The sequence below is a fragment of the Methylorubrum extorquens genome (assembly GCF_024169925.1).
GTDB lineage: Bacteria > Pseudomonadota > Alphaproteobacteria > Rhizobiales > Beijerinckiaceae > Methylobacterium > Methylobacterium extorquens_A.
Map to the genome: position 1 here is coordinate 1,038,611 of NZ_JALJXF010000001.1, position 24,525 is coordinate 1,063,135.

The following is a 24,525-nucleotide window of genomic DNA, read 5'->3' on the forward strand; positions in this document are numbered from 1 at the left end:
GCTCAGTGCACCGCGTCGAGCGACTTGATGCCCTTGGCGATCTTCTTGCCGTTCTCGGCCGCCTGATCGTCCTGCGCCTGCTTGTCGGCCTGAGCGGCGCGGCGCTGCTCCTCGTCGCCCTGACCGTCGGCGAACATGTCGGGCAGCGGATTGAGGTCGAGCTTCGCGCGGTAGTCGTCGAGCGAGCGGAGGAAGTCGGAGCGCTTCGTCTCGTCCATGCGGCTCAGCGACATGGCAAGCTTGAAGGCCTTTCGGTTGATGCCGTGGGTCTCCTCGGCATCCTTCACGGCCGCGCCGAGCTCGCCGCGCGCCTCGTCCATGTCGGACCGCATCTCGTCGCACTTGTTGATGAGGGCGCGAAGGACGTCGGCGCGGATGCCGTCCTTCTTGCCGGCGGTGTTCAGCTTATCGGCCATGCGGCCCTCCATGATGCGCGGGGACGCCCCGCGGCGGCGGGAGCGTCAGCTCCGGGAATCGGAGGGCTCGGTGCGGCGAGGGACGCGCGGCTCGACCGGGTTGGCGGCAACCGTGCTCTCGACTTCGGCAGCCTTCAGAAGCAGGCGCTCGGCGAAGTGACGGGCGGCGTACGGCGGCAGATCAATCGACGCGAAGCCGCCTCGGTCAGCGAGGTGGACGCGCACCGCGCTGTCGGCGTCGGCGACAACCGCAGCCGCATCGTCTGTGCGGACGCCCGCGCCCATGAGGATGACAGGGTCGCTCATGGCCGGCGCTCCTCGGCGTCGGAGCGCGGATCCTCGTCGCGATCCCAGAGCCGGGGCTCCCACTCGCGTGCGCGGTCACCGCACCAGCGAGCAGCTGAGAGGACCATGCGGCCGCACCACACGACGGCGGCCCCGATCTCGACGATGAGTTGCCCGACGACCTGAAGCGCGACCTCCGCGCAGACGAGAAGCGTGCGCATCAGAGCCGGCCCTCGCGAAGATCGTTGATCTGCCGCAGCAGCGCGTCAGCCTTGGCCTCGAGCCGGTCCTGACGCTGCTGGCGGGCGACGTCGGCGAACCAGGAGCCGGACTCTTCCGGATGGACCGCGCAGAGGAACGATGCCCCGTAGCGACGCACGAGCGCGTCGTAGGCCGAGCCGCTGGGTGCGTTGCCCTGCTCCAACCACTTCCGGACCGTCGCCGCGGGCACGCCGGTCTCTGCCTCGACGCTCTGCGGGGTCTTCAGCGGGTGCCGGTCACGCAAGAACGCCGAGATACGTTCTGCGAATGTTCGGGCATCGACTTGCCCAAACTTTCCCTGTTCTTGTCCAGACTTTCCCATGCCCTTCCCCAATGCTGTGTCTCGCATCGGGGAGAGCCGGGTGGGCAGGAAGTTGGGGGTGAAGGACGCAGCGGACATTTCAGCGGGGCCCGATCAGGTGGAGCGGGTACGCAGCACACAGGACAGCGCGACCGCCGCGGGCTTGGCGGCAGGGGCGGGCGCGCAGGACACGAAGACGGTGAAGCCCGGTGCAGCGCGCCGGGCTCGTCAGATGATGGGGAGGCTGATCGGCCTGTATGGCGGGCGCGTGCAGCGCGGATGAGCCGGTCATCTGAACGACCACGGCATCGGCGGCAGATCGACCATGCCGAGCGCGAGCCAGCCGAGGGCGCACAGCACCGGCGGCAGGATCAGCAGGATCACGGGCAGGTCGAAGAGGGGGGAGCGCGGCCGGGTCATGCGGCGGCCCCATCGACTGCACGGGAGGGGCGCGGAACGCCGACCGGCCAATCCGTTTCTGCCGGCCAATTGTCGGCGAACCACTGGAGGCCATTATGCAGGCGCTCGGAACCCATGTCGGCACCGGCGCGCAGGCGCGAGATCGAATTGCCCGACCCGAACACGATGGTCGAGACGCGCGCCTCCGAGCGGCCAACGGCCTGCGCGTAGGCTTCGGACACGGTCAGGAGCTGGTCGCGGAGTCTCATGGCTGCGAAAACTGCGCGATATTTCACGCACTGTCAACGTGATATCTAGCGCTTCGCCCAATCCGCTCCATGCGCTAAATTTTACGCATGACTGAAGTCGATGCCGATGGCGTCCTCGCTCGCATCCAGCGGCGGTTGGATGCGCTCCGATTGAGCGAGCGGAAAGCAGCTGAGGACGCCGGCCTCGGACAGTCGGCGATTCGCAACATCCGCGAGGGCAAGTCTCGCTCCCCGCGCCTGGAGACGATTATTAAGCTCGCGCCGATTTTGCAGGTCTCTCCGGAATGGCTGGCCTTCGGCGGAGACGAGGCGATCGATGCGGCGAAGGAGGCTTCAGCTGCGTTGCCGCCGGCATCCCTGCCGGTGGTCGGCGAGGTGGCTGCAGGCCGTTGGCTGGAGGCTGACGACCACGTTGACGTGCCTCTCTACGACCCGGTGCCGGTTCAGCCCGACACGCGGTGGCCGATCGAGTCGCAATACGGTTTGGTGGTACGTGGTACGTCGCTGAACCGCGTCGCGATCGACGGCGATATTCTCGCCTGCGTCGACGCCATCACTGCTCGCTATCAGCCGAGGGAAGACGACCTGGTCATCGTCGAGATGACCCGGAACGCCGGACTGCTCCGGCAGATGACGGCAAAGCGATACATGCGGCAGGGCACGCACGTCGAATTGTGGCCGGACTCGGACGACGAGCGTTGGCAGACGCCGATCATCATTCCGCTGCCTGAGGAAGGGCTATCGTCATCGATCGAGGATGACGACGGCCGTATCGAGGTGCGGATCAAGGCAATGGTGACGTGGATCCATCGCCCGGTGCAGAAGCGCCGCCGCTAGAAGGGGATCGACGCCTCGTCGACCGCGATGCCAACGAGGCTTGCCCGTCCACCATCGCAGCTGAGGCAGCAGAACGGGGCGTCCCGCAGCATACCGGCCACGTCAGGCATCGTAAGCGGTGCGGTCTCTACGAGGATAGGCTCCTCGATAGCAGCGAACCTCAGCGGACGAGACCAGAACGACCGTACGTCCTCATTGCCGCAACCGTTGCAGCGCCGAGTAGCGATGATGTCGTAACCGAGGGGGTTGTCCCAGGTGAACGTCATAGCATCCTTCCTCAGAACGGCAGCTGATCGGACACGCTGGGCGGAACGGCCCCATAGGTCTCGAGGGTGATTGCTTCGCCTTCATCGAACTCTCCGCTGCCGCGGCGCAGGAAGGCGGCCGAGCCAGCCGCATGCCCGCCCTCGACCTTTGACGCCGCGACGCGGCGCGCCTCGTCAGCGTTCTTGCAAGACGTGAATCGCCCATGGGCGAGCCTCCCATTCTGATCCCGCACGAAAGTCTGGACGCCGTACAGATCGCTGCTCGCCACGTGTTCCTCCCGCCGGGCTACCTCGAAAGGATGGGCGGGTATGAGAACAAAGCAAGCACGATTTCCGGGCCTGTGGAAAAGCCGAATGCGTGAAATTGCGCGCATGACGCTTGACGCGTGAAATTTCACGCGCATACTAAACCCATCGCCGCCAGCGATGGAGCCGCCCAGTGCCCGCCGCCACCCCCGCCTTCTGGTCCGAGTTCAACGCTCGCACCGGCCTGTACGAGGTCCACGACGACCGCGGCCCGGTGCTCGGTTTCGAGCACATCGACTGCCGCGCTGACGCCGACCACCACGCCCTCGACCTGATCGCTGCGGCGGACGCGGATCGCGCCGCGCTGGACGATCACGAGGCGCAGATCCTGGCGGAGGCGGCGTAGCCATGGCCGCCCGTCCCCGCTTCACCTCCCGCCAGCAGGCGTTCAGCGCCGCCGCCGCTCTCGGCCGGGCTTTCGCCGCGGTCGGTGGCCGCGCCGCTCTGGCTCAGCGCCTCGGCATGAAGGGCGTCCCCCAGGCTTGGGGCTTCTGCCCTGAGGCCCGCGTCGAAGCCGTCGCCGCCGTCACCGGCGTGCCCGCCCACGAACTGCGCCCCGACCTGTTTTCGGCTCCTGCGGCCGCCCCGCGCAACGACGCCGAGCAGGCGGTCGCCTCGCACCTCGCCGCCGGCCGGCACTTCGCCCTGACCGGCCGCACTCTTTCCTCCGAAAGGCACTGAGATGACCGACGTTCTGCTCTCCATGCCTGCGTGGCAGGCTCTGGCAATCTCGGCCGTCGCTCCGGGTGTCGTGACCCTGTCGGTGATCTGGATCGTCGCTGAGACCGTCCGCCTCGTCCGCCCGGCGCTCACGGAGCGGCTGTGATGGCCGAGCCTCTGTCCGTCCTCATTCAGAACGAGCGCGACGCCGCTCGCACCTTCGGCCTCGCTGCCGGGCTCCTGATCGGCGGCGCCTCGCAGGCCGATGCCGGGATCCGCGCGCTCGGGTCCGGAATCGACCTGATCGCCCAAGCCTCCCGCGATGGTGGTGATCCCGCGGCTGTGGCCGCCCAGGTCGCCCGGCTCGAACGCGAGGCCGCCTACCTGCTCGACCGGCTCGTCGCGATGCGGGCTCCCGCCACCGCTAGCACCCGCGAGGCCGCATGAGCACGGACATGCCAACACCCGCCGCGCTGCTCGGCCCCCAAGCCGTCGCGATCGCCGCCGCCGACTACCTCCTGATGTCGGTCGGGCTGCCGACCTACACGGCGCTCGCCCTGCGGGTCGTCCCGATGGTGGTGAGCGAGCTACCCGATGGCGTCGTCTCGCTCGACGCGGCCCGCGCTGACCGGCGCCCGGCTGGAACGGTCGGGAGGCGCCTGTGAGCGAGAATGCGGCTTGCTCTCTCACGGTGGAGCGCGGCGCTTCCGGCTGCGCGAGCCTGACCATCGACCTCGGCGAGTGCGAGGCGGTCATCGACCTGCCGCACGCCGAGACCCGCAAGCTGATCCGCGCGCTGTCTGCCGCGCTCGGTGACGGATTCGAGCGGACGCACGGGACGGAGGCGAGCGATGCGTAGCGCTGCCCTCGCCCGCCCCTTCACCGCCGAGGAAGCGGCTCGTTGGCTCGTCGCAGCCGGCCACGGCCTCCTCATGGTCTCGACCGACGAGGCGCTCGCCCGGCGGTTGGTCGAGGTCATGATCCGCGAGGGGAAACGGCTCGGCCGCGCCCCGAACGACTTCGACGCCATCCGCGCCGAGATGCGCCGCCTCTGGGGCGAGCACGAGCGGGCCGGGCGCTCGCGGGAATGCCGACGCTTCCATCCTGATCCGAGCCGGAGGGGCTGAGCCGTGATCCTCAAGCGCACGAAGAACAAGCTTCAGGTGGGCAACCTGATTGTGACCGCGAGCCGCTGGCCCTGGCAGGGGTATGGCTGGCGCTCCACGGGTGGGCCGACCGCACCGCTCAACACCTTTGGCGCGCGCTTCGGCGGCGGCTGGCAGTACAAGCTGGGCATCCAGATTGGGGGCACCACGGTGCTGCTGGATCTGCTCTTCGGCATCCTGACCTTCCGCTGGGAATCCACTGCAGCACGGGCGGCGCAGTCCCGCCGAGAGGCCGAGCATGCAGAGTGGCTTCGACGCTTCGACGCAGAGCGAGCCAAACACGAGGCCGAGATTGCCGCGATCCGCGCCGGCCGGCGTCGCGTCTCCGACGACATTCCGTTCTGAGGCGCGCCATGAAGATCGAGCGCATCCCCTACACCACGCGCGAGGCGTGGTTCGCGGCCCGGCAGCAGGACGTCACCGCCTCCGTGGCGGGCGCTCTGCTCGGCGTCCATGAGCACACGACCGCCTTCAGCCTCTGGGCGCTGAAGAGCGGCCTGCTCGCCGAGGACCCGACCGAGTCCAAGCCCGCCCGCCGCGGACGGCTCCTCGAGGACGACGCCCTGCAGGTGCTCGTCGAGGATCGGCCTACCTGGACCGTCACAGCCGGCGGCAACGAATACCTGCGCGCACCGGCCCTGCGCATCGGGGCGACTCCCGACGCCTACGCCGTCGATCCCGACCGGCCCGGCCGCGGAATCGTGCAGGTGAAGACCACTTCGGATTTCGTGTTCCGGAAGAAGTGGCGCGACGAGGCCGGCGACCTCGTGCTGCCGCTCTGGATCGCCTGCCAAGCGATCGTCGAGGCGAAGCTGACCGGCGCGTCCTGGGCGAGCGTGGCACTCCTCGTCGTCGGGCACGGTCTCGACCTGCATGTGATCGACGTGCCGCTGCACGAGGGCATCTGGCACCGCCTCGTCGGCGAGGCGAAGCTGTTCTGGGAGCGGGTCGCAAGCGGAGAGGCGCCGGCCGCCGACTATGCCCGCGACGGCGAGACCATCGCCGATCTGTGGCCGCCTGACGCCGCCGCCGAACCGCTGGACCTCTCCGCCGACAACCTCCTGCCCGCTCTTCTCGACGAGCGCGAGGCGATCAACGCCCGCGTGAAGTCCGACGAGAAGCGGCTCGCCGAGATCAAGGCCGAGATCACCGCGAAACTGGCTGGCGCCACCGCCGCGCAACTCGCCGACGGCCGCGTCATCACGCGGACCCTCCAGAGCCGGGCCGAGCACACGGTCAAGGCCAGCACCTTCCCCGTCCTGCGCGTCCGCGCGCCTCGAAAGGCAGCAGCATGAGCAACAACGCCCTCGCCATCTCAGAGACCGAGAAGCGGATCGCCGAGCGCATCGACCCGCAAGCAATGGGCGGCCTCGCGGTCTCGGCCCAGGCCGGCGGCGTCATCTTCGCCAACGCCGACGAGGTGATGAACTTCGCGAAGATGATGGCGGTCTCGGCGGCCGGCGTCCGCAAGCACCTGCGCGGCAACCCCGGGGCCTGCCTCGCGATCGTCACGCAGGCGGTCGAATGGGGCATGTCGGCCTACGCGGTTGCCAACAAGAGCTACTTCGTCAACGACCAGATCGCGTTCGAGTCGCAGCTCGTGCAGGCGGTGATCCTGAAGCGGGCGCCGATCAAGGGCCGGATCAAGTTCGAGTTCACCGGCGAGGGCGATAAGCGGGTCTGCCGCGCTTGGTGCCGGCTCGCCGACGATCCGGACGAGATGGTCGAATACGTCTCGCCCGCGTTCGGCCGGATCACGCCGAAGAACTCGCCGCTCTGGAAGAGCGACCCCGACCAACAGCACGCCTACTATTCCGGCCGCGCGCTCTGCCGCCGCCATTTCCCCGACGTCCTGCTCGGCGTCTACACCGACGACGAGCTGCCGCCCGCGCATCAGGGCGCGGACCGGGCGCGCGACGTCACGCCGAAGGGGCTCGACGCGAAGCTTGATGCCCTGGCGGCGCGGCCAATCGCCGAGGAGTCGCGCGCCGGGCCGGCGGCCGATCTGGGCTTCGGTGACGTCGAAGCGCCCGACGGCGGTACGGGCGGCGAGGAACGGCCGACCTCCGACGAGGCCAAGCCCGACCGCGGCCAGGCGCCCGAGATCGACCGCGATCACGACGACTTCAAGCTCGGATGGGAGGGCGGGTTCGCTGGCCTGCGCAAGGGCTTCAACAGCGCGATCAAGGCCGCCCCGGTGCGGCTGGCCCACTACGAGGCCGGCTTTGCTGCGGGCCAGGCGCACGATCCGGATGGGGAGGACTGAGCCGTGGCCGCTCCTCGCACCATCCCCGACGAAGCTGACATCATGCGCCTCGTGCGCGCCGGCCTGACATACACGGAGATCGAGTTTCGTCTTCGCGTCCCGCGCCATCGCGTCAGCCGCATCGCCACGGCCCACGGCTACGATAGCTCGAAGCGGATCAAGCTGAAGGCTCAGAAGCGGGCCGCGTTGCGCGCCCGGCAGAGGGCCAAGGCGGCATTCGAGAAGGCGAAGGCTGAAGCCGAGCGCAGACGGCGTCTGGGCGAGCGCGATCCGCTGCGGCGCATCCCGGCGGTGCCCGCATGGGCCGCGAACGCCGGCCTGACGCAGGACTATCGCGACTTCGCCCGTGAGTTCGACGAGGACCGCGCCGCGCGGGAATGCCGGAAGCTGACGGCAGAGCGGCGCCGGCAGGAAGTCTTCGCCGCCCTCACCGGCGCGAATCCTCGCAAGGGAGGGGCAGCGTGACCTCCCCTCCCACTGCGTCCCTCGTCTCCGCAGACGAGGGGAAGGCCCTTCGCGTGTTGGACCTGTTTTCCGGCATCGGCGGCTTCAGCCTCGGCTTGGAGCGCGCCAGCGGCTTCGAAACCGTCGCCTTCTGCGAAATCGATCCCTTCTGCCGGCGTGTGCTGGCGAAGCATTGGCCCGAGGTTCCCTGCTACGATGACGTCCATACGCTTACCACTGACCGCCTCCGCTCAGATGGAATTGCCGTGGACGTCGTCTGTGGCGGCTTCCCCTGCCAAGATCTCAGTCTTGCGGGTCCCGGCTCCGGACTTGCCGGCGCCCGTTCCGGCCTCTTCTGGCAGCTGATTCGTGCCATTCGCATGGTTCGACCGACAGTCGCGGTCGTGGAGAACGTGGCGGCCCTCCTCGGGCGGGGAATGGGCACCGTTCTCGGGGCGCTGGCCGAGGAGGGGTATGACGCGGAATGGGATTGCGTTCGCGCTGTTGACGCCGGCCGTCCGCACCCACGGGACCGGGCTTATCTTGTTGCCCACGCCCAGGGCGACGGATGGGGACCGGGGTGGCCGGGGGGACTTGCTGACGGCCTTGCGGGGCTACCAATCGAGCCATGTTGGAGCGGCGATCCGGTCGCGTGGTTCGAGGAAAGGTTCGCCCAACCCGCGCTTCTGGGAATGGATGATGGGCTTCCCGGAGGACTTCACCGCCTCGGACCCTGTGGCAACGCCGTCGTCCCGCAGATCCCGGAGCTAATCGGTCGCGCGATCCTGTCCGCGCGCCGAGCCTCCCACACCCCCATTTCATCCGACACCCCGACCGGTGGAGGTGCTGCATGAACGCGAGCGTGAAGCCCGTGGGCAAGGAGCGGCCAATCATCATGAGCGGGCCGATAGTGCGGGCGATCCTGGCCGGGCGGAAGACGCAAATTCGGCGCGTCCTGAAGCAACAGCCCGATCCGCTGGCGCCGGTTGGCTTCATTCAGAGTTACGAGGGTTCTCGGACTTTCGATCTGCACGCCCGACCGCGGTTCGCGAACGGACGCTTCATCGGCTCTGACCGGATGCAGATCGTGACGGCGCCTTACGCGCCTGGTGACCGGCTGTGGGTCCGCGAGACGTGGGCTGCCATTGGCGATCTGACGCACAACGACCCCGGCACGCGGGCGCTTGCTGAGGGCTGCTTCTACCGGGCAGACGACGGCACCGTTGAGGGCGAGATCCCGCGCTGGCGATCGCCGATCCACATGCCGCGAGCCCTGTCCCGCCTCACCCTTGAGGTGACGGAGGTCCGCGTCGAGCGGCTTCAGGGCATCAGCGAAGCAGATGCGGTCGCCGAGGGTATCGAGCGGTCGAAAGAGTTCCCCGATCGGTTCCTGACGCCCGCAGGCGATTACGCGGTGCCGGTGGTCGCATACCAGCGCCTCTGGAACAGCATCCACGGCAAGGACGCCTGGGACGCCAACCCGTGGGTCGCCGCGATCAGCTTTCGCCGCCTTCAAGCCGACGCCGTCTCGTCTCCTGCCGCTGAGGGGGAGAGGGCGTGAAGGTCCTTACCCCCGGCCACCGCTACGAACTCGACCACCTCGATGGCAGCGGCAAGACGATCCTGCAATTCGTCAGCCGCAAGCCGCTGCACGAGCCGCAGGAAGGCGTCATCAACCAAGAGGTTCTGCGCGCGATTATCGACCGCGTGCAGGTGCTCGATGGCGAAGTGCCTTGGGAGGGCAATCGCCAAATCCTGATGCACCTCCGCATGGCGCTCGCCCTACACGAGGCCCGCGCCATGCTGCGGCACGTCGAGAAGGGCGAGATCAAGCCCGAGCTTCTGCCGGTCGGCGCTGACGGGCACTTCATCGTCCAAGGCGCCTCTCACCCCGCCCCGTTCGAGATCGAAGGAGGGCGGTCGTGAGCGCGTGGTCCGATGGCGCCCTGCGGCCGGGATCAACTTGCTCGTTCTGCCTCGGGCGCGGGGCCTTCTTCCATCTGCGCAATGAGCGTCCCGCGTGGCGAGACTGCCGCGCCTGCGACGGCCAGGGGTCACCGGCCGTCTGCGTCCCTGCCGAGATGCGTATCGGCGCCGCACAGGGACGCTTCCTCAAGCCGTACCCCGCCACCCCGGAGTCCTGACATGTCCATGACCCCCACCACCGAAGAGGCGAAGACGAAGGGGCAGGAGCCCACAACGAGCGCGGATCACGCCCCCAACAATGCGCCGTCGTTTTGGCGGTGCCCCGACTGCTGCTGCCATTCCTACGCGCATGTCCATGAGCAGAAGCAGGATGGCAGCTTTGGCCCTGGTCCAAAGATCCGCTGCGTGAACTGCAAGGCTTTGTGGCCCGACCCCGCTCTCGCCGCACCCCGCGCGGACAGTGCCCTCGGAACGCTCGCCGTGCCGGACGGCTGGTTGCTCGTGCCGGAGGAGGTAACCGGCGCGATGTGGTCGGCAGGCCAGGAAGCCGATACGCACCCAGGCAACGGCTACAGCGCGGTCTGGCGGGCGATGGTCGAGGCCGCCACGGCGCCGCCTGTTCTCTGTTCCCCCGCGCCGCCGTCCGTGCCGGACAGTGCCGAGGGGACGGCGGGGGAGGATCGGAAACGGATCGCCGACCGGCTCGTGGTGGACGCCTGCGAACTGCCGGATCGCACGAGCCCCGAAGATCAGCCGGAAATGCTGCTCATCACGGGCGAGGAGCTTCACGGTTTCCTGATGCAGGCCATGGAGGAGGCCACCCCCGCCCCGTCATCGCCGGGCGTGCCGGATAGCGTGCGGAATTTCGCAGCCGAGGATTTGGCTCGCATCCGAGCGGCGATCCCCGCGTCGCTTCTGTTCGAGGTTCCAGATCTGGCGGAGGCGGTCGCATCGACCTTCCAGCAGTATGTGAAGGTCGCAGCCGAGGCGACGGGGCTTCGGAAGCAGGCCGCCGATCTCCGTACCGCCCTTGGAGAGCCGTTCCTAACGGCTCACGCTGGCGACGAGGGCGGCTCGTTTATCAGGCTCAAGTACAAGGCGCTTTCTGAGGCCCAGGCCGCTCACAACGCCTTGGTTCAGTTCTTCGCCGCCCATCCGGCCGGGCAGAGCACCGGGCAGGGGGCGGAGGCGATCGGCACTGCCATCCCCCTCCGGGCACTCAGCATTGCTGAGGAGCAGTGGGGCATCCGGTGGGTGGCGAACGAGGTCGAGGGGCTATCGAAATTCCTCCAAGCCGCGCACGTCAATGGCCGGCTGGATGTCGAGCCGCTGGTCTTTGACGGCGGCCGGTTTGCGGAGTGGAAGGCGGCGGATCTCGCGGCACAGTGCCGGGCGCAGGCACTCGGGATGATGGACCCAGACTTCGGCAGGTTCCTCAGCGCGGTTGCTGATCGTCTTACGATTGCCCCCGACAGCACCCGCACGGGGCAGGTGGAGACGGGGCAAGACCGACTGATCAGCCCCAAGATGACGCCCGAGCAAGAGCGGCGGATCGCTCACAACCTCTGCGGCGAGTTCGGGCCGGATGCTGTGATCGCGAACGCCACCTTCGTCAAAGCCTTCTACGACGAGCTTTACGCCGCCGCCCGCCAGGCAGCCCCGGAAGCGCAAGGGGCGTGGAGGCCGAAAGACGTGCGCGATCTTCGCGAGAAGGCCGCTCAAGTCCTGGCGGCCTGCGAAATCGACCAAGAAGTGGACCTTGCGCAGACCGGAGCGCAGCGACCTCATTACGAGGCGATCGACGCCATCATGAAGGTGCTCGGGTTGCCCGCTCCCCCGGCCTCCTCCGGTCAGGAGGGCGCGTGATGAGCGGCAACGTAGTCTCTCTCCCAGATGGCCACAGGGCTGGCCGCGTCCGCCGCGATCTGGCTCGACACCTGCGCGAGATCGCGGACCTCATCGAAGCCGACCAGGTCGAAACCGAACCACACGCCTTTTGGCTCGTACTCACCGGAATGGCGCAGCACGAGGTGCTGTACGCGGGATACGCCGAGGACGGCGATGGTTTTCGCGGCGCGCTCTCTGCTGCCGGCTTCATTGGTGGGGCAGCTTTTCCAACGCGGGGCGGCCCTGTTCGTCGGCGCGAAGGCGAGGTCTACGGGCGCCCCTATCGCAACGAAAACGTCGTCGATTTCGGCGCCCCGCGCTCCAAGCCGAAGGATCGCCGCCCATGAAGCCTGCCGCCACCCCAGAGGCGCTGGAACAGGCGCCCTACGTCCTGCTGAAGCGTGGGCTATTCGAGCGGCCAGATCACCACGGCTACACCGGGGTTCTCCGCCATGCCGGCCGGTTCTCCTACAAGGAAGCGTCCGCCTACTCGGGCCACGGCGATGGCGTCACGATGATGCCGGCAAGTGAGGCCCCCGATTACTCGCCCGCCTGCTGGCATGAAACACAGGTCGAGGATCTACTCGACCTCTTGCGCATCGAGCGTGAAGCCAAGGACTCTGCCCTCGCCGACCTTCAGCGGGTCGAGGCCGAGAGGGACGAGGCGGACCGGCGCGCAGGTGCCGCCGAGCGTGAAGCCGAGAGCGACCGCGAAGGCACCCGCAAGCGAAACTCCTGGCTGCATCAGGCGAAGTTGCAGGCCGGCTACAGCACTGGCGTCAGCTTCGACAAGGTGTGGGCCGAGACACTTGAGAAGGCCGGCCGCGCAGACACCGCCACCGCCGAGGCCGCCAGCCTCCGGGCCGAGGTGGAGGCGAAGGACAAGGCGCTGAAGGAGATTGTGGGAGCGCAGCACCGGTCTTCGTCAGACTCGGAGGCTGTTGTGCGGATGGTCCGCATCGCCCGAGCCGCCCGCGCGGCCACGGCGGGGGAGGGGTAGATGGACCTCCTGTTTGGCCTTCGCCTGCATTGGGGCGATCCGAACCGCCCGACCGAAATCCGCGCTTGGACGACAGCGTTCAGTCGGAAGGATAGTCCTTGGCGACACGACTACATCACGCATCAGGTGTGCCGCTGGTACGGGCTCAGCCGTAAGCGCGACTGGTTCTGTGGCTTCTGCCGGCTCGGCAAGACCGAAATGTACAGCAGCCCGGAGAAGCCTCGCGTCGGCTGGCCGAGCGAGATGAGCGACCGCCCGTCCGACATTACGATGGGCGATGAGGCCACGGCGGGGGAGGGTCGCAGCGATGGGTGAGGCACACGAAATCACCGACGAACTGCGCTTGATAGCCGCCATTGGCCGAGTCTCGCATCGGCAAATCATGGCTCGCGCCCGCGACCTTGCGGCCCCCTCCTATCGTGGTGATCCGAACTGGAGCTTCGCGATGCATCTATTCGGGCTCAGCGCCTTCCACTCGAAGTTCATTTGCGAGCGCATGGGCATCGATCCTGAAGGCTACGAGGTGCTGCCGCATCCGGAAAGCCTCTACCGCGACCCCGAGCCAGCATCCACCCTCCTCGCCCAGGCCGAAGCCCCTTCCACCAGCGCAGGTCGTCAGGAGGGCGAACATCATGGCTGATATCCCTGCTCAGATTGCGCGCCTTGAAGGCTTCACAGCCGAACAGCGAACGGCGCCCCACGGTTCGGCCCGGATGTACGCGGCCATGATGACCGCAGGGGCAGCAGACGGCTACCGTCTCGCTCTAGCCGACGTGGCCGAATGGCTCCGCAAGCGCGGCAACCACGGGGTTGCGGCAGACCTCGAAAGGCTCGGGCGGACCACCCCTTCCACCAGCGCAGGAGGGAAGACCGATGCGTAACGTGAAGTCAGGGGGCACTGATCGGCCGAACAATGCGCTGGTGCCAACCATCACAGTAAAGCTGCGCCTATGTGACAAGCACGCAGGCGGCTTAAATAGGCAGGCAAGATCTGTAAATTATGTTTGGAACTACTGCAACGAAACGCAGAAAAAGGCAGCTCAAGCCAAGCGTAAATGGCTATTCGCGCAGGATTTTATGAAGTTGACTGCTGGGTCAGGCGGGGATCTCGGTCTCCACGCCCATACAGTTCAGCGCGTTTGCCGCGAATACGACATCTCTCGCAAGAGAGATAGCAAGGCTTGGCTTCGCTGGAGGTCGAGAAAATCTCTTGGTTGGGTTCCGTTTAACACTGGGCATGTAAAATTTGATGGGTCTCGCTTTGTGTTCAATGGCGTTCACTACGAGCCGATGCATCTGCGCGAGCATTTGACGCCGGGCATGCGGTTTGGCGCTGGCAGCTTCAATTCCGATGCGAAAGGCCGCTGGTACATCAACGTTCCTGTCGCGGTGCCGTGTGCAGAGCCGAGGCCAGAGAATGCGGTCGGTATCGACCTGGGCCTGAAGACGCTCGCGACGCTATCTACCAGCGCGAAGATTGAGATGCCGCGCTTCTACCGCGAGAGCGAGAAGGCGTTGGCGACGTCGCAGCGCGCGAAGAAAACCAAGCGGACCAAGGCGATCCATGCCAAGGCGCGGAACCGCCGCAAAGACTTCCTGCACAAGGCGTCTCTCGCTTTGGTGCAAGAATACGGGACGATCATCGTTGGCGATGTGAGCCCGTCAAAGCTAGCCAAGACCACTATGGCGAAGTCGATCTACGACGCCGGGTGGGCAGGCTTCCGGCACATGCTCTCGTACAAGGCCATTAGGCATGGCGGGCGCTACGTCGAAGTCTCTGAGGCTTATAGTACCCGAACCTGTTCTGCATGCGGAAGCATCGGCGGCCCGACAGGGCTGAAAGGTCTCGGAATAAGAGAATGGCAATGCCTCGATTGCGGCTCGGTTCATGACCGGGACGAAAACTCAGCGCAAGTCATTCTCGGTATTGGGCTGAATACCCTTGCTGAAGGAGTCCAGAAATGAGGGGCGCTATGGATAAAACCGTGTCCCGCAAATCTGGGAGCAGCCACGTGAAGAGCCTTGCCGCGGAGATTGAGGCGGACACGACCGCGCTTCGCCTCGCCGTCCACGCCTGGATCAGAGAGGACGCCCCGCTCGCCGCAAAGATGAACCTGCTACCAAAGCACGTTGATGCGCTGATGGCCCGCCTCGCCGCCGAGATCGCCGCCAACCAGAGCCGTGCCTTTGAGGACGGGGCGCGGTGGATGCGAGGGGTCGCGGCTCAGCGCGTAGTCCGGTCCTTTCGAGGCGACGCACCAACCGATGCCGAGCGGTACACGCTGAACGAGGCTGTCCGGTGCGTGCGGCTCCTCCCCCTCCAGCCCGAAGGGGAGCGGAGCGATGGGTAGACTCTCACCCTCCCGACTGCGTGTCCTGCGCACGCTCGCCGACTACCCGCAGGGCGGTTTGCTGACGCGCCAACTCGCCGAGAAAATCGGCCTGACGACCGCCAGCGCCCGCCGCCTATGCCAAGCCATGCGGTTCTTCGGCCTCGTGCTGCGGTACGAGACCAACGATCAACGCTGGTGGATCACCGACGCCGGCCGCGCCGCCCTCGCCGAACAGGAGAAGGGCGATGCGTAGCACAATCGCGCTTTTCATCGTCACGTGGGGGCTGATCGAACTCGGTCGGCTCATCAGCGAGGGCTTCAGTTGGGGCTTTGCGGCAGGCTGTGCCTACGCCAGCCTCATCGCCTTCGTGTCCGTCCGCCGCCTCGCCCTCGCCAACTCGACAGAAGGGAGAACGGATCGTGGGTAGCGTTCGCACCTCGGCTCCGGCCCAGGAGCCATCCTGCCTGTATCCCGACGAGGCCGAACTAGCGCGAGTCGTGCTCGGCCCTAAGCGGGCAAAGGCGTGGGGCGGTCTCGCCGCCGTCCTCGAGCGCAGCGGCCTCCCGAGGGTCGATCCGATGATGGGCGGTCGCTACTGGCCCGCCGTCCGAGAATTTCTGGACCGCTACCACCATACCGGCGACCATGCCTCCACCCGGCAGCAGGGCCGGAGGGAGGAGGGTGGCCATGCCAGCGGAGCACGAGTTGCACGCGCCCGGTCTTAAACGGATGAAGCGCCACAACGGGCGCGTCGATCTCTATTGGGTGGCCGACGAGAAGCTCGTCGCCAAGGGGTTCACACCGAAGACGGTTCGCCTGTTCGGGGACTGGCCCTCACAGGAGATCGCATCGCGTTGCGCGGTTCTGCAGGCCGAAATGTTGGAGTGGGCCGCAGGCCGCGAGCCAGGTCGGAACGCGTTCGCCCTCGGCACCATCGGCTGGATCTGCCGCGCCTTCGAGACTGACCCCGATTCGCCTATCCATGAGCGCCGACGAGACACCCGCGTCTTCTACGGCAAATATATCCGACACCTCGTCGAGGCGGCCGGCGACGAGCACATGGCCGACATCATCGGCCGCGACGTGCGGCGCTGGCATCGCGCCTGGACCGACGATCTCGGCGAGCGCGGCGCCTATGCCTGCATCCAAACGCTTCGCCGGGTCGTGAACTACGGCTGCGAGCTGCGGGACCGAGACGCGATTGAGCTGGCGACCGTGTTGTCGAAGACGACGTTCCGGCAGCCGCGCGCCCGCAAGCTCCGCCCGAGTCACGAGATGATCGTCGCGTTGCGCGCCGCCGCCCACGAGGCCGGCCGGCCGAGCATCGCGCTCGCGGTGACGCTTCAGTTCGAGCTCGGGCTTCGGCAGAAGGACGTGATCGGCGAGTGGGACCGCCCCGACGCGGAGGCACGATCCCGAATCGCCGGCGCCATCACGGACGGCGCATGGGTCTGGGATTGGGGCCTCGTCTGGAACCACATCGACGGGACGATCCTGCGCAAGCCGACGTCGAAGTCGAACGGCAACGAGTTCGCCGAGCACGATCTCAGCCATTACCCCGAGTTGCTCACCGAATTGCCGCCGCAGGGCGTCGGTCCGCTGGTCATCGATGAGCGGTCCGGCCTGCCATGGAAGCGCTCGCACTTCAGCCGGACGTTTCGCGAGATCGCCAGAACCTCCGGCTGGCCCGACGGCATCTGGAACATGGACAGCAGGGCAGGGGCGGTCAGCGAGGCTTTCGAGGCGGGCGCAGCGCCGGCCGACGTGATGCGCACCGCGACCCACACACAGATGTCGACGACGATGCTCTATAACCGAGGATCGGTGGTGCAGTCGGGTCGCGTGGCCGAGCTACGAACGGCGCGGCGAAAGGCGAAGCCTGCGGGCTGAAAACACCCTGAGAACAGCGACGGTAACAGGCGCGGTAACACGCCCCGGCCGATGTCTAGCTAAGTGATTGAAAGATTTGGCTCCCCGAGCAGGACTCGAACCTGCGACAAAGCGATTAACAGTCGCTTGCTCTACCAACTGAGCTATCGGGGATCACCGGGCCGCCTCAGCGGCGGTGGCGGGTCATTAGCCTTCGTCGGTTTCGGACGCAAGGGTCCTATCGCCGGTTTTTGCGCCTTCTGAGCCGACAACGCACTTTTTCCCACCGGGGCGCGGTGCAGCGGTGTCGTTTGTGTCGATCGAGCGACAAGACCGTTGCCGAGCGGGTCGAGCCTCTGCTAGAGACGCCTCGCTCCGGACCGGCCGCTCGGCCCGGAGTGTCGCGCATTCGCGATGAGGCCTCGTGGCGGAGTGGTTACGCAGAGGACTGCAAATCCTTGCACCCCGGTTCGATTCCGGGCGAGGCCTCCAAACTTCCCGATACCCCTGACAATCTGCTGCTTTCTGGACACGCAAGGCGCTCGTGCGAGCCTTGCAATTCCGGGAACGATCCACGACAACCCGACCCGCTCGGGCCGGCGCCGCTCGACGGGCGGGCGGAGAAACGGTCTGGCGCAGCGGCGAGGGATGGACGGCTCATGCTCGATTATGCTCAGGCGCGGCGCCTCATGGTCGATTGTCAGCTCCGGACCTTCGACGTGAATGACGTCGCAGTGCTCGATGCCTTCGACACCGTGCCCCGCGAGCGCTTCGTCCCGCCAGGTCGCGAAGACTTCGCCTATATTGACCAGACTCTGACTCTCGATGCGGGGGAGGACGGGATCCGCGCCATGCCGGCCCCAATGCTGCTGGCGCGCCTGATTCAGGCGCTCAAGATCCGCCCCGGCATCCGCGCCCTCGATGTCGGCACCGGCTACGGCTATGGCGCGGCCCTGCTCCGGCAGCTCGGCGCCGAGGTCGTCGCCCTGGAATCCGACCCGGATCTCATCGGCGCCGCCCGCGAGCGCCTCGGCGACACCGTCAATCTCGTCCAGGATGCCCTGACCGCTCCGGCCAAGGGCGGGCCTTTCGACGCCATCCTCGTCGAGGGACGAGTCGAGGTCCGGCCGCAGGCGCTGCTCGATCAATTGCGCGACGACGGGCGCTTGGTCTGCGTGCTGGGCCCGCATCGCAACGCCAAGGCGACCCTGTTCGTACGGGCGGGCGATGCCTTCGGAGCCCGCCCGCTCTTCGATGCCTCGCTGCCGCCCCTGAAAAGTTTCGCGACCGAGCCCGGCTTCGCGTTCTGATAGCGCCCGGCGACCGGTCGCCTTCCTTTCGGAAATGGCAGCGCGGCGAAACTTTGTGAGAGGCACCAAGGCGCGCTGGGGCCATCTTCAGCCCCTCGGCACTCTGCAATCCGGGCGCGTCGTGCCCCGCCGAAAAACCCATTCCATCTCATGCCGACGGCGGCAGCTACGGCAACGGCCTGACGCAGCGCGAAAGCACTCCTTCGCGCCCGCACGCGACCATGAGGATTAGTCCGTCGGGGTGTCGCTTTTTTGAGGCACCCGCCGGCAATCCGACGACGCGGTGCGGTAAGCCCTGTCGTCGGCAGCGCAAGCTCGGCTACTCTCCGGCACGAGGCGGGCTGGCCATTCCATCGCATGGGCGTGCATGCGGCACCCCTGTCGCGACCCTTACGGTGCGGGTCGTCCGGTCGATGTCCCATGGGGCATTTGCCGGGGCGAAGCACCGGAGCGGACACGGCGGTGCGGCGGGACGGCATATCGAGAAACCGCAAGGGCTGATCGACGTGAAAGAACGGAACCCTGCGGCGCGGTCCGCGCTTCGGCTGGCTGGCGCCGTCGTCTCGGCACTGGCCGTCGCAAGTCCGGCGGTTGCCGAGACCCTTGAGAGCGCGTTGTCCCGCGCCTATCAGGCCAACCCGGCGCTGAACGCGGCACGGGCGAACCTGCGCGCCACCGACGAGGATGTGAATCGTTTCCAGTCCGGCTACCGACCGAACGCCGCGCTTTCAGCCGACATCGGCCTCCAGCAGTTCCAAGGTAAGATCGGCGGCATCGGTACCACCGGGCCGATCAATCTCACGACCCGCCCGGGCGGCGCGGGCCTGACCATCAACCAGAACGTCTTCGACGGCTTTCAGACCGACAACCGGGTGCGCGCGGCCGAATCGACCGTGCTCGGGACGCGGGAGGGTCTGCGCCAGACGGAGATGAACACGCTGTTCAACGCTGCTCAGGCCTACATGAACGTCCTGAGCGACACGGCGACGCTGGAGCTTCAGCGCAACAACGTCGAGGTGCTCGAAGAGCAGCTGCGTCAGACCCGTGACCGCTTCAATGTCGGCGAGGTGACCCGCACCGACGTCGCCCAGGCCGAGGCGCGGCTCGCCGGTGCCCGCTCCCAGGTGGGCGCGGCGGAGGCGGCTCTGCGCGCCTCGATCGGCATCTTCCGCCAGGTCGTCGGCGTCGAGCCTCGCCAGCTCGCCCCTGGTCGCCCGCTCGACCGCTACGTGCCGGCCTCGCTCGATCAGGCGATTCTCATCGGCCTGAAGGAGCACCCGCAGATTCTCGCCTCGCTGCACGCCGTGGACGTGGCGGAGTTGCAGGTGAAGGTGAACGAGGGCGCGCTCTATCCGCAGGCGCAGATCACCGGCGCGGTGCAGCAGCGATACGATCAGCAGTTCCCCGGCGACAACGGCGTCACCGCCTCGATCGTCGGACGGGTCAACATCCCGCTCTATCAGGGTGGGGCCGAGTACGCCGCAATTCGGCAGGCCAAGGAGAATGCCGGGCGCGCCCGCCTTGTCGCCGACCAGGACCGCGACACCATCCGCGCTTCGATCGTACGGACCTGGGGCAATCTCGAAGCCTCAAAGGCGCAGGTGATCGCCTCGCAGGCGCAGGTCCAGGCCAACGAGGTGGCGCTGAACGGTGTGCGTGAAGAGGCCCGCGTCGGCCAGCGGACCACCCTCGACGTGCTGAACGCGCAGCAGGAACTGCTCTCCGCGCGCGTCGCCCTGATCCGCGCCCAGCGCGACCGCGTGGTGAACTCCTACGATGTCGTCCAGGCCGTCGGACGGCTCACGGTCCGCTTCACCAGTCTGCCGGTTACCCCGTACTCCGCCCGCGAACATCTCGATCAGGTGCGCGACCTCTGGTTCGGCCTGCGCACCCCCGACGGGCGCTGACCGCCTCGCCGCCGACGACGTTTTCCTGTTGGCCGGCGGCGGACCATGGTTGATGCCGGGCGAGGCGATGAAATAGTTCGTTAACCAAGTCATCGTCTTGTCAATCGTCACCGAGTATCGTCCCGATGAGCGCAGCGAGCCCTAAGGTTCAGGACAAGTCGCAGGAGCCCTCCATGGAGGAGATCCTGGCTTCGATCCGCCGCATCATCGCCGACGACCAGGCCCCGAAGCCGGCCGAGGCCGAGGCGCCTCCGACGCCGGCGCCGGCTCCCGCGCCGCCGGACGACGACGTGCTCGATCTTGCCGAGGTCGCCGAGCCGGTGCGCAAGCCCGAGCCCGTCGCCTTCGACATCCCCGAAATCGATTTCCGGATGCCGGAGTTCGACCCGGAGCCGGAACCCGATTTCGAGCCCCCGGCGGCGGAAAAGCCGGATCCCTTCGACTTCACCCCCGAGCCGCCTCCCGCCCCGCGCGTGACCGAGCGCGTCCGCGCGGCGGTCGAGGAGGAGGTGACGGAGCGGCTCGTCTCGTCCGGCACCGGCGAGAGCGTCGGTCAGCACTTCCAGCTTCTCGCCCACACGGTGCTGTCGCAGAACGCTCGCACGCTGGAGGATCTCGTCAAGGAGATGCTGCGGCCGATGCTGAAGAGCTGGCTCGATGAGAACCTTCCGCACATGGTCGAGCGGCTGGTGCGGATCGAGATCGAGCGGGTCGCCCGCGGGCGATAAGCCGTTCGGACCTCGATCACGGGGTGATTGCACCGCGGCACCGACGGGCCGACGGTTGACGACGGCCCCGCGGCGGGCCGATAGCGGCGGCGACATCTTTTAGAACGCCGTCTCGAAAAGCCCGCCCCGCCCATGATGGACAAGACCTTCGACCCCGCCGCCGTCGAGGCGCGCGTCTCCGCGGCCTGGGAAGAGGGTCAGGCCTTCCGCGCCGGACGCCCCGAGCGGGCCGGCGCCGAACCCTTCAGCATCGTGATCCCGCCGCCGAACGTGACGGGCTCGCTGCATATGGGCCACGCGCTCAACAACACGATCCAGGACATCCTCGTCCGCTTCGAGCGGATGCGAGGCAAGGATGTGCTGTGGCAGCCCGGCACGGATCATGCCGGCATCGCCACGCAGATGGTGGTCGAGCGCCGGCTCATGGAGACGGGAGCGCCCGGCCGTCGGGAACTCGGACGCGAGGAATTCCTGCGCCGGGTCTGGGCCTGGAAGGAGGAATCCGGCGGCACGATCATCGGCCAGCTCAAGCGACTCGGCGCCTCCTGCGACTGGTCGCGGGAGCGCTTCACCATGGATGAGGGCCTGAGCCGTGCCGTGCTCAAGACCTTCGTCGATCTGCACGCCCAGGGGCTGATCTACCGCGACAAGCGCCTCGTGAACTGGGACCCAAAGTTCCAGACCGCGATCTCGGACCTCGAAGTCCAGCAGATCGAGGTGAAGGGCCATCTCTGGCACTTCGACTACCCCGTCGTGGACGAGGCCGGCAGCCCGACGGGCGCGATCATCACCGTGGCGACCACGCGGCCCGAGACGATGCTCGGCGACACGGCGGTGGCCGTCCACCCGGACGATGAGCGCTACCGCGATCTTGTCGGAAAGCGTGTTCGCCTGCCGCTGGTCAACCGGCTGATCCCCATCGTCGCCGACGCCTATTCCGATCCGGAAAAGGGCACCGGCGCGGTCAAGATCACCCCGGCCCACGACTTCAACGACTTCGAGGTCGGGCGCCGCAACGGTTGCCGGCCGATCAACGTGCTCGATCCGGAAGCGCGCATCCAGATCGCGGGCAACGCCGATTTCCTCGACGGCGCCGAGCCGGAGGACGCCGCGCTGGCGCTCGACGGGCTCGACCGGTTCGCGGCGCGCAAAGCGGTCGTCGCCCTGATGGAGGAGCGCGGCCTGCTGCGCTTGGTCGAGCCGAACACCCATGCGGTGCCACACGGCGACCGCTCGGGCGTGGTGATCGAGCCCTACCTCACCGACCAGTGGTACGTGAACGTCAAGCCGCTGGCCGAGCGCGCGCTCCAGGCTGTGCGCGACGGGCAGACGAAGTTCGTCCCCGAGAACTACGAAAAGATCTTCTTCCAGTGGCTGGAGAACATCGAGCCGTGGTGCGTCTCGCGCCAGCTCTGGTGGGGACACCAGATCCCGGTCTGGTACGATGCCGAGGGCGGCATCTTCGTCGCCGAGAGCGAGGCGGAAGCGGTCGCGCAGGCCAAGGCCAAGCACGGCGCCGAGGTCGCGCTGACCCGGGACGCCGACGTGCTCGACACATGGTTCTCGTCCGCCTTGTGGCCGTTCTCGACGCTCGGCTGGCCGGACAAGACCCCGGAGCTCGCCCGCTTCTACCCCACCAGCACCCTGGTCACGGGCAAGGACATCATCTTCTTCTGGGTCGCCCGGATGATGATGATGGGCCTGCACCTGACCGATCAGGCGCCGTTCGAGACCGTCTACCTGCACACCCTCGTCCGCGATGAGAAGGGTGCGAAGATGTCGAAGTCGAAGGGCAACGTGGTCGATCCGGTCGATCTGATCGACCGGTTCGGTGCCGACGCGCTTCGCTTCACGCTCGCCGCGCTGGCCGCCCCCGGCCGCGACATCAAGCTTGGGGCCCAGCGGGTCGAGGGCTACCGCAACTTCGCGACCAAGCTCTGGAACGCCGCGCGCTTTGCCGAGCTGAACGGCTGCGAACTCAAGGCCGATTTCCGGCCGGAGGCCGTGCGCGAAACGCTCAATGCCTGGGCGCTCACCGAGGCCGCTAAGGCGGTGGCGGAGGTGGCGCAGGGCATCACGGTCTACCGCTTCAACGACGCGGCCGCCGCCGCCTACCGCTTCGTCTGGAACGTGTTCTGCGATTGGTATCTCGAACTCGCCAAGCCCGTGCTTCAGGGCGAGGGGGTCGATCCGGCCGCACGCGCCGAGACGCAGGCGACCATCGCCTTCCTCATCGACCAGATCGCCATGCTGCTGCACCCGTTCATGCCGTTCCTCACGGAGGAGCTATGGGCGATCAAGGGGCAGGTGCTGCCGACGGAACGCGGCCTGCTCGCGCTCGAATCCTGGCCGGAGCTGTCGGCCTACACGAACCCGCAGGCCGAGGACGAGATCGGCTGGCTGGTCGATCTGATCTCCGAGGTCCGCTCGGCCCGCTCGGAGACCAACGTGCCCGCCGGCGCCCAGGTGCCGCTGGTGCTGGTGGCCGCCGACGCGGGCGTCCGCGCCCGGGTCGAGCGCTGGAGCGAGACGCTCACCCGCCTCGCCCGCCTCTCCGAGATCGGTTTTGCCGAGGCCGCACCGAAGAACGCCGTCCAGCTCCTCGTGCGGGGCAGCGTGGCGGCCCTTCCGCTCGAAGGCATCGTCGATCTCGCGGCCGAGGTCGCGCGGTTGAAGAAGGAGGCGGGCAAGGCAAGGTCCGAGATCGGCAAGATCGACGGCAAGCTCGGCAATGCCGACTTCCTCGCCCGTGCGCCGGAAGAGGTGGTGGACGAGCAGCGCGAGCGCCGCGACGCGGAGGCGGCACGGCTCGTCAAGATCGAGGAAGCTTTGGTCCGGCTCAGCGAGGCATGAGAGCGCTGCGGCGGCTCGGTCTGGCCCTGGCCGGGCTGGCCGCCGCGCTTCTCACGCTCACGCTCTGGACGGCCCAGCCCGGAGACCCGAGCCTCTACCCGCCGTCCGACCCGGATAGGCAGACCGTGCTTCTCGTCAGCCACGGCTGGCATTCCGGTCTCGTCCTGCCGCGCGACAGCCTGACGGGGGAGGGGGCCGGCACCGCCCTGCGCAATCTCGCCACGCGCTTTGCGGCCTACGACGCCCTGGAATTCGGCTGGGGCGAGGCCCGCTTCTACCGGGCGACGCCGACGCTTGCCGCGTTCGACTGGAGGCTCGCCCTCTCGGCCCTGTTCACGCCCGGCGGGAGCGATGGCGTGGTCCAGGTCGTCGGCCTCGCGCGCCCCGCCCGCGAGAGTTTCCCGCAGGCCGACATCGTTCCGGTCCCGGTCTCGCGACAGGGCTTAGCCCGGCTTCTCGCGCGGCTGGAGACGAGCTTCCGCCTCGCCGACGGCCAGCCCAAGGATCTCGGCCCAGGGCTCTACGGCCCGAGCCTGTTCTACGAGGCGCATGGCCGCTTCTCGTACAGTAATGTCTGCAATCACTGGGCGGCGGGTCTGCTGAACGCGGCGGGGCTGCCGATCACGCCGGTGCTCGACACGCATCCCTCGGGCCTTCTCGCCGACCTGCGCTGGCGAGCGGGCCTGACGGCGTCGGCGCCCGACGCGGTGGAGCCGGACCTGTCCAAACCGTAATCTTCGCGCCATCCGGCGGTCAGGCTCCGGCCCCTAGAAGTCTCCTTACGGATCGCTGCCCCGACGTTCGAACGGAGGGGCGGCCGACCGACCCATTTCCC

Annotated in this window: 40 protein-coding genes and 2 tRNA genes; 34 read left to right on the forward strand and 8 right to left on the reverse strand. The window is 67.5% G+C overall.

Features of this window, described 5'->3' with window-relative positions; all coding sequences use genetic code 11:
* Window positions 1-2: 2 nt before the first annotated feature.
* Genes J2W78_RS05100 through J2W78_RS05115 form a run of 4 tightly spaced genes read right to left on the reverse strand, consistent with a single transcriptional unit; the run spans window position 3 to window position 1,206 of the window.
* A complete protein-coding gene (locus J2W78_RS05100; RefSeq protein WP_253368570.1) occupies window positions 3-416 on the reverse strand; it encodes a hypothetical protein in 414 nt (137 codons plus the stop codon).
* A 45-nt stretch (window positions 417-461) separates the two neighbouring features.
* A complete protein-coding gene (locus J2W78_RS05105) occupies window positions 462-722 on the reverse strand; it encodes a hypothetical protein (RefSeq protein ID WP_253368572.1) in 261 nt (86 codons plus the stop codon).
* Entirely contained in the window at window positions 719-922 is a 204-nt protein-coding gene (locus J2W78_RS05110) for a hypothetical protein (protein ID WP_253368573.1), read from the reverse strand. Before J2W78_RS05110 ends, J2W78_RS05105 begins: the two co-directional genes overlap by 4 nt.
* Complete coding sequence (locus J2W78_RS05115; protein WP_253368575.1) at window positions 922-1,206, reverse strand: hypothetical protein; 285 nt, start codon at window positions 1,204-1,206, stop codon at window positions 922-924. Before J2W78_RS05115 ends, J2W78_RS05110 begins: the two co-directional genes overlap by 1 nt.
* Before the next feature lie 136 nt (window positions 1,207-1,342).
* On the opposite strand from J2W78_RS05115, the gene J2W78_RS05120 reads away from it, so the two are divergent.
* Window positions 1,343-1,546, forward strand: a complete 204-nt coding sequence (locus J2W78_RS05120; protein WP_253368578.1) for a hypothetical protein — start codon at window positions 1,343-1,345, stop codon at window positions 1,544-1,546.
* 5 nt (window positions 1,547-1,551) lie between these two features.
* Here the strand turns inward: J2W78_RS05120 and J2W78_RS24700 are convergent, their stop codons facing one another.
* Both J2W78_RS24700 and J2W78_RS05125 read right to left on the reverse strand, forming a co-directional pair.
* Window positions 1,552-1,683 carry a hypothetical protein gene (locus tag J2W78_RS24700; RefSeq protein ID WP_301288526.1) on the reverse strand — a complete coding sequence of 44 codons (132 nt, stop codon included), beginning with the start codon at window positions 1,681-1,683 and terminating at the stop codon, window positions 1,552-1,554.
* Window positions 1,680-1,931 (reverse strand): hypothetical protein, encoded by a 252-nt coding sequence (locus J2W78_RS05125; RefSeq protein WP_253368580.1) that lies wholly within the window; start codon window positions 1,929-1,931, stop codon window positions 1,680-1,682. The genes J2W78_RS24700 and J2W78_RS05125 overlap by 4 nt, the downstream gene beginning before the upstream one ends.
* A gap of 87 nt (window positions 1,932-2,018) precedes the next feature.
* Between J2W78_RS05125 and J2W78_RS05130 the strand changes: the two genes are divergently transcribed.
* Window positions 2,019-2,768 carry a LexA family transcriptional regulator gene (locus J2W78_RS05130; RefSeq protein WP_253368582.1) on the forward strand — a complete coding sequence of 250 codons (750 nt, stop codon included), beginning with the start codon at window positions 2,019-2,021 and terminating at the stop codon, window positions 2,766-2,768.
* 277 nt (window positions 2,769-3,045) lie between these two features.
* Here J2W78_RS05130 and J2W78_RS05135 read toward each other — a convergent pair whose 3' ends face one another.
* Entirely contained in the window at window positions 3,046-3,303 is a 258-nt protein-coding gene (locus J2W78_RS05135) for a hypothetical protein (RefSeq protein ID WP_253368584.1), read from the reverse strand.
* Window positions 3,304-3,473: 170 nt separating this feature from the next.
* Here J2W78_RS05135 and J2W78_RS05140 point away from each other — a divergent pair, with 170 nt between their 5' ends.
* From J2W78_RS05140 to J2W78_RS05265, 26 genes are all read left to right on the forward strand, one after another.
* Entirely contained in the window at window positions 3,474-3,686 is a 213-nt protein-coding gene (locus J2W78_RS05140; protein ID WP_253368586.1) for a hypothetical protein, read from the forward strand.
* 2 nt (window positions 3,687-3,688) lie between these two features.
* Window positions 3,689-4,021 (forward strand): helix-turn-helix domain-containing protein, encoded by a 333-nt coding sequence (locus J2W78_RS05145; RefSeq protein ID WP_253368588.1) that lies wholly within the window; start codon window positions 3,689-3,691, stop codon window positions 4,019-4,021.
* 1 nt (window position 4,022) lies between these two features.
* Entirely contained in the window at window positions 4,023-4,166 is a 144-nt protein-coding gene (locus tag J2W78_RS05150) for a hypothetical protein (protein WP_253368590.1), read from the forward strand.
* A complete protein-coding gene (locus J2W78_RS05155; RefSeq protein WP_253368592.1) occupies window positions 4,166-4,447 on the forward strand; it encodes a hypothetical protein in 282 nt (93 codons plus the stop codon). The genes J2W78_RS05150 and J2W78_RS05155 overlap by 1 nt, the downstream gene beginning before the upstream one ends.
* Entirely contained in the window at window positions 4,444-4,665 is a 222-nt protein-coding gene (locus J2W78_RS05160; protein ID WP_253368594.1) for a hypothetical protein, read from the forward strand. The genes J2W78_RS05155 and J2W78_RS05160 overlap by 4 nt, the downstream gene beginning before the upstream one ends.
* Window positions 4,662-4,859 (forward strand): hypothetical protein, encoded by a 198-nt coding sequence (locus tag J2W78_RS05165; RefSeq protein WP_253368595.1) that lies wholly within the window; start codon window positions 4,662-4,664, stop codon window positions 4,857-4,859. The genes J2W78_RS05160 and J2W78_RS05165 overlap by 4 nt, the downstream gene beginning before the upstream one ends.
* Window positions 4,852-5,127: a hypothetical protein gene (locus J2W78_RS05170; RefSeq protein ID WP_253368597.1), complete on the forward strand. Its 276-nt coding sequence runs from the start codon at window positions 4,852-4,854 to the stop codon at window positions 5,125-5,127. The genes J2W78_RS05165 and J2W78_RS05170 overlap by 8 nt, the downstream gene beginning before the upstream one ends.
* A 3-nt stretch (window positions 5,128-5,130) precedes the next feature.
* Window positions 5,131-5,511: a hypothetical protein gene (locus J2W78_RS05175; RefSeq protein ID WP_253368599.1), complete on the forward strand. Its 381-nt coding sequence runs from the start codon at window positions 5,131-5,133 to the stop codon at window positions 5,509-5,511.
* Window positions 5,512-5,519: 8 nt separating this feature from the next.
* Window positions 5,520-6,461 carry a YqaJ viral recombinase family protein gene (locus tag J2W78_RS05180; RefSeq protein WP_253368601.1) on the forward strand — a complete coding sequence of 314 codons (942 nt, stop codon included), beginning with the start codon at window positions 5,520-5,522 and terminating at the stop codon, window positions 6,459-6,461.
* Window positions 6,458-7,432 carry a recombinase RecT gene (locus J2W78_RS05185; protein WP_253368603.1) on the forward strand — a complete coding sequence of 325 codons (975 nt, stop codon included), beginning with the start codon at window positions 6,458-6,460 and terminating at the stop codon, window positions 7,430-7,432. The genes J2W78_RS05180 and J2W78_RS05185 overlap by 4 nt, the downstream gene beginning before the upstream one ends.
* Before the next feature lie 3 nt (window positions 7,433-7,435).
* Window positions 7,436-7,897, forward strand: coding sequence for a hypothetical protein (locus J2W78_RS05190; RefSeq protein ID WP_253368605.1), 462 nt, complete (start codon window positions 7,436-7,438; stop codon window positions 7,895-7,897).
* Between the two features lie 53 nt (window positions 7,898-7,950).
* Window positions 7,951-8,730, forward strand: coding sequence for a DNA cytosine methyltransferase (locus J2W78_RS05195; RefSeq protein WP_253368607.1), 780 nt, complete (start codon window positions 7,951-7,953; stop codon window positions 8,728-8,730).
* Window positions 8,727-9,437, forward strand: a complete 711-nt coding sequence (locus J2W78_RS05200) for a hypothetical protein (protein WP_253368609.1) — start codon at window positions 8,727-8,729, stop codon at window positions 9,435-9,437. Before J2W78_RS05195 ends, J2W78_RS05200 begins: the two co-directional genes overlap by 4 nt.
* Window positions 9,434-9,802: a hypothetical protein gene (locus tag J2W78_RS05205; RefSeq protein WP_253368611.1), complete on the forward strand. Its 369-nt coding sequence runs from the start codon at window positions 9,434-9,436 to the stop codon at window positions 9,800-9,802. The genes J2W78_RS05200 and J2W78_RS05205 overlap by 4 nt, the downstream gene beginning before the upstream one ends.
* Window positions 9,803-10,021: 219 nt before the next feature.
* Window positions 10,022-11,668 carry a hypothetical protein gene (locus J2W78_RS05210; RefSeq protein WP_253368613.1) on the forward strand — a complete coding sequence of 549 codons (1,647 nt, stop codon included), beginning with the start codon at window positions 10,022-10,024 and terminating at the stop codon, window positions 11,666-11,668.
* Window positions 11,668-12,036, forward strand: a complete 369-nt coding sequence (locus tag J2W78_RS05215) for a hypothetical protein (RefSeq protein WP_253368615.1) — start codon at window positions 11,668-11,670, stop codon at window positions 12,034-12,036. Before J2W78_RS05210 ends, J2W78_RS05215 begins: the two co-directional genes overlap by 1 nt.
* Window positions 12,033-12,689 carry a hypothetical protein gene (locus J2W78_RS05220; RefSeq protein WP_253368617.1) on the forward strand — a complete coding sequence of 219 codons (657 nt, stop codon included), beginning with the start codon at window positions 12,033-12,035 and terminating at the stop codon, window positions 12,687-12,689. Before J2W78_RS05215 ends, J2W78_RS05220 begins: the two co-directional genes overlap by 4 nt.
* Window positions 12,690-13,004, forward strand: coding sequence for a hypothetical protein (locus J2W78_RS05225; protein ID WP_253368618.1), 315 nt, complete (start codon window positions 12,690-12,692; stop codon window positions 13,002-13,004).
* Window positions 12,997-13,329 carry a hypothetical protein gene (locus tag J2W78_RS05230; RefSeq protein ID WP_253368620.1) on the forward strand — a complete coding sequence of 111 codons (333 nt, stop codon included), beginning with the start codon at window positions 12,997-12,999 and terminating at the stop codon, window positions 13,327-13,329. The genes J2W78_RS05225 and J2W78_RS05230 overlap by 8 nt, the downstream gene beginning before the upstream one ends.
* Complete coding sequence (locus tag J2W78_RS05235; RefSeq protein ID WP_253368622.1) at window positions 13,322-13,570, forward strand: hypothetical protein; 249 nt, start codon at window positions 13,322-13,324, stop codon at window positions 13,568-13,570. Before J2W78_RS05230 ends, J2W78_RS05235 begins: the two co-directional genes overlap by 8 nt.
* Complete coding sequence (locus J2W78_RS05240) at window positions 13,563-14,654, forward strand: RNA-guided endonuclease InsQ/TnpB family protein (protein ID WP_253368624.1); 1,092 nt, start codon at window positions 13,563-13,565, stop codon at window positions 14,652-14,654. The genes J2W78_RS05235 and J2W78_RS05240 overlap by 8 nt, the downstream gene beginning before the upstream one ends.
* Before the next feature lie 47 nt (window positions 14,655-14,701).
* A complete protein-coding gene (locus J2W78_RS05245; RefSeq protein ID WP_253368626.1) occupies window positions 14,702-15,040 on the forward strand; it encodes a hypothetical protein in 339 nt (112 codons plus the stop codon).
* A complete protein-coding gene (locus J2W78_RS05250) occupies window positions 15,033-15,275 on the forward strand; it encodes a helix-turn-helix domain-containing protein (RefSeq protein ID WP_253368628.1) in 243 nt (80 codons plus the stop codon). The genes J2W78_RS05245 and J2W78_RS05250 overlap by 8 nt, the downstream gene beginning before the upstream one ends.
* Window positions 15,268-15,450, forward strand: a complete 183-nt coding sequence (locus J2W78_RS05255; protein ID WP_253368630.1) for a hypothetical protein — start codon at window positions 15,268-15,270, stop codon at window positions 15,448-15,450. Before J2W78_RS05250 ends, J2W78_RS05255 begins: the two co-directional genes overlap by 8 nt.
* Entirely contained in the window at window positions 15,443-15,748 is a 306-nt protein-coding gene (locus J2W78_RS05260; protein ID WP_253368632.1) for a hypothetical protein, read from the forward strand. The genes J2W78_RS05255 and J2W78_RS05260 overlap by 8 nt, the downstream gene beginning before the upstream one ends.
* On the forward strand, window positions 15,711-16,913 hold the full coding sequence (locus tag J2W78_RS05265; RefSeq protein WP_253368634.1) for an integrase: 1,203 nt from the start codon (window positions 15,711-15,713) through the stop codon (window positions 16,911-16,913). Before J2W78_RS05260 ends, J2W78_RS05265 begins: the two co-directional genes overlap by 38 nt.
* A gap of 77 nt (window positions 16,914-16,990) precedes the next feature.
* On the opposite strand, the gene J2W78_RS05270 is transcribed toward J2W78_RS05265, so the two are convergent.
* Window positions 16,991-17,066: transfer RNA gene (locus tag J2W78_RS05270), tRNA-Asn, on the reverse strand.
* A gap of 244 nt (window positions 17,067-17,310) precedes the next feature.
* On the opposite strand from J2W78_RS05270, the gene J2W78_RS05275 reads away from it, so the two are divergent.
* The 6 genes from J2W78_RS05275 to J2W78_RS05300 all read left to right on the forward strand — a co-directional run bounded on the left by J2W78_RS05275 (window position 17,311) and on the right by J2W78_RS05300 (window position 24,424).
* Window positions 17,311-17,384: transfer RNA gene (locus J2W78_RS05275), tRNA-Cys, on the forward strand.
* A gap of 167 nt (window positions 17,385-17,551) precedes the next feature.
* On the forward strand, window positions 17,552-18,202 hold the full coding sequence (locus J2W78_RS05280; protein ID WP_253368636.1) for a protein-L-isoaspartate O-methyltransferase family protein: 651 nt from the start codon (window positions 17,552-17,554) through the stop codon (window positions 18,200-18,202).
* Between the two features lie 413 nt (window positions 18,203-18,615).
* Window positions 18,616-20,109, forward strand: a complete 1,494-nt coding sequence (locus J2W78_RS05285; protein WP_301288530.1) for a TolC family outer membrane protein — start codon at window positions 18,616-18,618, stop codon at window positions 20,107-20,109.
* 125 nt (window positions 20,110-20,234) lie between these two features.
* Window positions 20,235-20,837 (forward strand): PopZ family protein, encoded by a 603-nt coding sequence (locus tag J2W78_RS24705; RefSeq protein WP_301288531.1) that lies wholly within the window; start codon window positions 20,235-20,237, stop codon window positions 20,835-20,837.
* A 132-nt stretch (window positions 20,838-20,969) separates the two neighbouring features.
* The gene (locus tag J2W78_RS05295) at window positions 20,970-23,690 is read left to right on the forward strand and encodes a valine--tRNA ligase (protein ID WP_253368640.1); all 2,721 of its coding nucleotides are present in this window, start codon (window positions 20,970-20,972) and stop codon (window positions 23,688-23,690) included.
* Window positions 23,687-24,424 carry a DUF2459 domain-containing protein gene (locus tag J2W78_RS05300; RefSeq protein ID WP_253368642.1) on the forward strand — a complete coding sequence of 246 codons (738 nt, stop codon included), beginning with the start codon at window positions 23,687-23,689 and terminating at the stop codon, window positions 24,422-24,424. Before J2W78_RS05295 ends, J2W78_RS05300 begins: the two co-directional genes overlap by 4 nt.
* Window positions 24,425-24,525 lie beyond the last annotated feature (101 nt).